4 protein-coding genes are annotated in these 6,950 nt (G+C 42.2%); 3 read left to right on the top strand and 1 reads right to left on the bottom strand.

The window, feature by feature from the left end:
* Positions 1-42 precede the first annotated feature (42 nt).
* Positions 43-264, bottom strand: a complete 222-nt coding sequence (locus HRU23_20210; GenBank protein ID NRA56464.1) for a hypothetical protein — start codon at positions 262-264, stop codon at positions 43-45.
* Positions 265-379: 115 nt separating this feature from the next.
* Here HRU23_20210 and HRU23_20215 point away from each other — a divergent pair, with 115 nt between their 5' ends.
* The 3 genes from HRU23_20215 to HRU23_20225 all read left to right on the top strand — a co-directional run bounded on the left by HRU23_20215 (position 380) and on the right by HRU23_20225 (position 6,877).
* A complete protein-coding gene (locus HRU23_20215; protein NRA56465.1) occupies positions 380-5,365 on the top strand; it encodes an Ig-like domain-containing protein in 4,986 nt (1,661 codons plus the stop codon).
* A complete protein-coding gene (locus HRU23_20220; protein NRA56466.1) occupies positions 5,365-6,366 on the top strand; it encodes a hypothetical protein in 1,002 nt (333 codons plus the stop codon). The genes HRU23_20215 and HRU23_20220 overlap by 1 nt, the downstream gene beginning before the upstream one ends.
* Before the next feature lie 253 nt (positions 6,367-6,619).
* Positions 6,620-6,877 carry a hypothetical protein gene (locus HRU23_20225; GenBank protein NRA56467.1) on the top strand — a complete coding sequence of 86 codons (258 nt, stop codon included), beginning with the start codon at positions 6,620-6,622 and terminating at the stop codon, positions 6,875-6,877.
* Positions 6,878-6,950: the final 73 nt, after the last annotated feature.

The following is a 6,950-nucleotide window of genomic DNA, read 5'->3' on the forward strand; positions in this document are numbered from 1 at the left end:
AGTGGTTCGATTGACGACACCACCCCAAAACTGATTGATAGGCTAGGGATAAGTCCCGACGATTGGATAGAAGTGATTAAGAACTTTAGGCGACAATATGGTCACTTTGCTGGTAGCGAATACGCGTTGCGCCAGTGCGCAAACGACCACGGACAGTGTTGGCATAAAGGCGTCGGCTAAAACACCACGGTAAATACAACCTCCAACAGCCTTAAGGCTGGCTTTGTCATGTCTGCGATTCAAAATTGTGAGTAAATCGGGCATGAGTTACCTAACAAAAATAAAATCTAGTAAAAACATCAATACATAAACCAAATGAGATCAGTTAGTAACCAATTGACTCAGCAAGTTTAGCCGTCTAAATTATGTGGGTGTCTAAATGTTGTTGGTTACAAAACGTCAAGGTCTTAATGGCCGAGATGTGTCGGCAGGCCGAAATTTTGGCCAAGTCTTTTCTCAAAGTAACAACATGCAGTTTACCATGTTATTGCGTGGTCCTGCATCTGCACCTTTTGATTATGTAGGGTATGGTGAAAGTTATAGCGAATGGCAAAGTAAATCTGGTATCAACCCGCTGTTACATAAGCGTAAGGCAGACCATCTTAGACCACAAGAAAAACTAAGAATCGTTGCGATTAACCGAAAAACAGGCTACATCGGCACCGCACGTACGACCTATAGCACTTTAAGCAATGGCGGCGAAAGCGTCCAACTAGACATGCAACCACCCAATCTAAAAATTATTGCCGAGCGTGAATACGATGTTGAAAGTGGCCTGACCCAAGGCCAAGAGCGCAAGTATCTCATCGGTTATGAGGGCGCGGCATTAGCGTCTGACAAAATCATTAAAATCACCACCCAATGGTTTGACCATGACGGCTCACCCTTGCCCGAGGGTTTAGGTGATTTTGGGTACACCGGGCGCTTAGCCAAAATAGTCGGCGTTAACACGCTGGGCAAAGACGGCAGCGCACTGGCCGAGTTTTCAATTAAACCCGGCAGTCACACCCAACAAATACAAGTGGGTAATAGCCCCACTAAAAACGAACATTACTATGTTCAAGTCAACGGACAATCGATTAATGAAAACCCAACCTTTGATACATTAGGCGCAGGAGAGGGCCCATTACGCTATCGCCCTAAAAACTACGTGCCAGTGCTTACCCCCATTTTCGATGAGAGTTTAAGCTGGCAGCAATACCTCGCCTACCGAAAATACCAAAGCGATAACCCAACAGAAACGATAGAAAAGCCAGAGCCGCTATACCGCTGGTTCTATCGCCCAGAGCTACAATTTAGCCTCTACTCACTCGAAATTAACAATATTTATGGCCAAAGCACAGCAGAGAGTAGTCAACAGATTGATATTTACCACGATAACAAACCTGTTATCGCAAGCAGCGACGATTTTATTAAAGTGCTATACGATTTACTTGAAGAAGAAATTGCGCCGCTCGATTTTTTAGGCGCAGGGCAAGAGTTAGTATTGGCACTGGGTGAAGACGAGATAAGCGCGACGGTGGGCGAAGGCCAACAGCTTATCTTTAACAACCTAGAACATCTAGCGAGCCTAGACGTTGAAGACTTCCTAAGCCTACGACTCTATTCAAATAACGATGCTGCGAATATTTTGTGGGAGTATGCGTTTGAGTATTTAGTATTAGAGACCCGATGGGTTGGCTATGACAATGTTGGTGAAGATGGCACAATCTATGTGTCAGCCGACGAGCCTGACGTCCCACTGCAGGCCTTTGTTGTCGGGTATGCTAATCGCGAGAATAAATCGCCGATCAACGTTAACTGGCGGGTCAAAGGCCAAGGCTATATCGGTGACCGGAGCCAAAAATATGCCACACAAGGCGTATTTCCTGCAGAACTTAAAATGCCCACCACAGCAGGTGCCGTAGCGGTTGTCAGTGCCACGATCACTGGCGCAGACAAGCCAGCAATAATGGACCGTATTGAAGTTATCGCCGGTAAGCCTGCTTCTATTGATGTTGTTGTCACGGGTGAAGCGTATATCGAGGGACACAAGCAAATCAGTGTGGCTATTACGGCCAGAGATGCCCATGGTAATGTCGTTACTGATGACACTTCGGTCAATTGGTCGGTAACCGGACAATCTATATTAGCGGAAACTAACAGTGGTACGACAGGAGGCAAAGCATCAACCCTGATCAAAGGTGGCTATCAACCTGGAGAATATAGCTTAACGGTTGGTGTCGGTGATGTTAGTGAAACAATTGAATTTGAGGTCAAGCCGCTGATTGTCACGCTGAGTGATTACCCGATCAATATGGCAGATAACAGGGTTTATCCTATTTCTGTGATGGTAAAAGACGATGACGGTGCACCTGCGGTTGGTGTTAAAGTAATTTTGTCCGTCAATTCAGGTAAGCTAAAAGACAGTGCAATCACCACCGATAGCCGTGGTATGGCAGTTACGCAGCTACACAGCGGTTGGTCACCTAAGCAACAAACACTATTAACGGCAAGAGTCGGGCTAGTACAAAATACCATTGAGAAGATTAAGCATCTACCGATACAAGAGCAATATGCACAAACCAGCAACACATTAGTTGTTGATGACGAAGTCAGTGCTGGTTATGCACAATATGAACGTTTCGACGGCGCTCGCATTGGCCTTTCTTATGAAACCATCGCTGATATGGTGGTCAAAGGAAAGAAAGGTCAAGCCATTGAGTTAAGCTTAGGCTCGCTACTTGACCCCAATATAGCGCCCACAGCGAGCTATTACTTGAACCAAATTCAAGAAAACTTGGTGAACGATGAAGTCGGGCTACATGACGCTATCGCAAGTCATACTACCTTGGTGAGTGAAAGCTTGTCGGGAGTGGGTAAGAGCTTTAAATTTAAGCCACAAGGGTATTTTAACGAATTTGAAGAGTGGGAGCCGAGTAGGCTGGTGATCCCCTTTGATGAGCGCTTGCAGCCGGAAAATAGTACGGGTTTTAGACTGGATCTTAACGCCAGTGAATATAGCGCAACCGTCTTTAGTTTAGAGCGCGGTATTCAAACATTATCAATCAACGAGCTTGGCGAATTAGAATATAGCGTTTACACAGATGACGGAATGAAAGTCGTTAAATCGACACCACTGGTTAAAGGGACGTGGTATAGCATCGGTGGCCGTTTTGCCAATGGTAAGCTAGAACTACAAGTTGGTGAAAACAACATATACACCAATGATAGTGAGGTGGCTGACGCCAGTGAACTGTCGTATTCTATTACTCAACATGGCTTAACGATTGGTGAAGGCCTGTCAGGCAACTTAGCGAATGTCAGTTTTTATAACTGGGATAGCCAACCGCTGTTAACGTTTAAAGGTGGTCATAGCGAAAAAACCGTTTTTTTAGCACAAAACGAAACTCAACAACGGGTTCAAATAGTAAGCACCGGACAGCTTAACAAAAATGGCACCGAAGATGCTCCCGAGCGACTCAAACACTTGCGCGTCGGTTTAAAAATCAATGGCAGCCAGAGTAACTTTGTCGGCGTCATGAGCAAGGAGTTTTATGGCAATATAGCGGCGATGTATGCCGCTAATAACACCCCTCCAGGTTACCCTGTTGTTGGCAACTATCAGCAGAATCAATATCATCCATTCCCGTTTATCGCCAGTGCGAATGCGGGGGTGATTGATTGGGTCGTTGATAATATTTACGATACAGTGGTTGGTGTTGTTGGGTTTTTAATTCCTTATAACGAAACCATTTCGTTTGTAAAACAAGTATATTATTTGGCCACAGACGATGACCAGTTCGACATGATGACGTTGGCACTAGACGGGTTAGCTGTGCTTAGCGTTGTGCCCGTCGCTAAAGGGCTAAAGCCATTATCTGCGGCGTTAAAAAGGGTGTTTGCTCCGTTAAAAGGTAAGCCGTTTATTGGGGCATTAGGCGGCATCATTGCGAAAATGGGTGATGAATTGGTGGCGGGTAAGTTTGATACTCTGCAAACCATGTTGCCGTTTTTACTCATAGCGGGGGAAATGGCCACAGACGATGAAGCCAGGGCGGGGCTCATGGTGATGATAGATTCGATTGCCAGTGCCGATGACTTGCTGGCGTGGGCTGAGTATTTGTCGCTGCCAGCAGACGGTTGGGAAGGTGATGGTGAACCACCAAGTGTTGACACGGCGATGAATATGTTTGATATCGAGCAACGACACAGTGACGTTGGACCATTAGGTTTGGTGATGGGGAGTGCATATGCGGCAAAATTAAGCTTCAAACGGGTAAAATCAGCAATATTTGGGAGAAGCTTATTGAAAGCGGCTCGTCAATTGAACGCTAGAGGAGGCAAGCTTGATGATGGTAAATTGGTAGATGCCGTTAAGAATGTTACCAAGTACACTAAGGATGCATCATCAAAATCTCAGCGTAAAATAGCTTTTTCTCCTGTGTCTCTTACTGGCCTGTTGGTAGGGGGGCATGCATTACGCCGTTATATTTCAAAAAATAATAATTTGAGAATGTCACCATTAACCATCTTAGCAATTTTGACGTATTTAGATTCTCGGAATGTAGTTACTTGTGACGCAGAGGCCATTGGTAACTGTGTACCTTTATCCACTGGCATAGATAAAGAACTAGAAGCTTTATATGTAAAAGCTTTTACTTCATCGTTGAATAAGAATGTAGATAAAGTTTTAGGGAAGTTCGAAAATGGGCACTTATTTCATGTAGGTATGCTTGCATTTAAGCACCTAGTGTATGAAACAACAAATAATGATGAAGACAAAGTCACTGCAATTGAACAAAAGTTTGTTGTTCCGATGTTTAGTCAAAACAGTTTTGGAGAGATATCCGGAGCAGGTGAATATATTAGGTTTTCAGATATAACGTTAAACGGCAATACCCCTCAAAAGAGTACTTTGATTGAGTTAAAGTCGTATAAACATTCAGAAGTAAAAGAGTTAAAGTCGCGCTGGAAACGTTTTGATGTAAACAAAGGAGGTCAAGGGCTTCATAAACAGTTTTATTTAGATAGAGTGTTGATAGCAAAACGTGAAGGGCAAGATAAACTAGCCAATGAAATACAATGGTTTTATCAAAAGTTTAAGCGTAGTAAGGATTTAACTGGGTATACGGAAGCTGATTTAGACAAAGTTGCACAATACGCACGAAAGCTACCAAAAGGTGGGAATAAAAGCGCAGGATACTTTAGTTTGGGTTACAAAAGTAAAAATGATAATAAAGCATTTACTGTCAAAAGCGTTAGAAAAATCCTCTTGCAGGGTGATATCAAAACTTTAATATTAACAGAGGGTAAAAGCGTGTTGTTAGACGGTATCGACGCAGATTTGATAGAAGAATTAATTGTAAATAGTGAGCAGTTTTAATGGATAAATATTTGGCTGGTTGGCAAGCAACTGATAAAAAATGGTTAAAAAAGCGAAAAGCGGACTGGAAAAAAATTAAGCCAGTGGTTGAGCAATACTTCCCAAGAAGTAAAGATATGTTTAACATGTTGAAGGTTTTTTTTATAACAGGGGATGTAGAACGGGCGAATTTCGCTGGTTTTACAGCAAGTTTTTTGCAGGAAGATCACATCGATGTTGACGATGAGTTTGACTGTGCATTATATGGAATTGATGGCCGGGTCTTTTTATTATTACTCTTTAGCCCAATTCAAACGGTTGATATATATGACTACGTGATAGATAGAATAAAGAAACGTGATGATCTTTTCGAAAAAGAAATGGTTTCGGCAAGAAAGTCTTACATGAGTTGCGTCAAACGGTTCCATTATACTTTGAACAAAAGAACTCAAACAAGTGCCTTAGTACCAGCTTTGGCGGGCAGGGACGAGTTGCTTTATCAATACTTACACGGTTCGACATTAATAGAGGATATTGAGTTTCAAGCAACAAAAGATAAAGACGGATATGTATATGGGCAGCTTAATTTATTTGGAGGAATGCTAAAAGCCTTTTTATCGATGCCTTACCCGAATGATTTTGACCTCTATCAGTGGAATGTAAATTATTATAAATCGTGTTTTCACTATGCGCGCAAACACAATATTACTATCGAGGATATTCCATTAGCAGACACTGCTTTGATTTACTATTGCTTGTTTATTATTGAAAACCCAGATGATTTTCATACTATTAAATTCAATGTCGCCAAACAGTACAAGACGTTCTTGTTAAACGATCCATTATTAGATGCAATGAGACTTAATATTGATGAGGCCGTTCAATTGTGGTCTGCCACCGCAACAAAACATAAATGCGATGAATTGAGAAAGCTTTGCTGGGAAAGTTGGAAAGAAACAATTTGGTTAGATAAAACTCAATTTGATGAGTTTGGTAAACCTTTGAGTGGCGAGAAACAATGATTTATAAATGTGACTCGCTCAGTTAGTAATTTCGGGCACCCAGTGTGCCGAGCTAAATCGGTAGAAGATTGGAGGTGAAAGTCCTCTGCTTGGTAAGGCTCAGCAAGACGCCAAGTTATTATTATGTTAGTAGTTAACGGTCAATTCAAGCAGCTAAGCATAAAAACATGGTTACTAGAGGATGCTAAGTCCATCTTACTTGATGGGATAGACTCAGACACAATTAACGAATTAATTAACGACGGCGGATAATATGTCAGACTGGAAATTAGATGACAAAGAATGGGTTAAAGCGCGTAAAAAGGCTTGGCCCGAGTATAAATTTAATATTGAAAAAAGCGGCATGCACGGATGGATAAACCTAGAAAAAGAACATCATAACTATGTAAAAGAGTACTTTTTAACGGGTTCAAGATTGGCGTTGGAGGCGATATATAAATACTATGAAGACAGTCTTTTATTAGAGTTATGGATCCACCCAAGTGAAAGCACTCAGAGGAGTAAATATTAGACACCCAAAAATTTTAGACGGCTAATTACTTTTTGTACTAGGCTAGAGTCCTACTAAACGAGAGTGGGAGTAG

This window comes from Gammaproteobacteria bacterium, assembly GCA_013214945.1.
Lineage (GTDB): Bacteria > Pseudomonadota > Gammaproteobacteria > Enterobacterales > Psychrobiaceae > Psychrobium.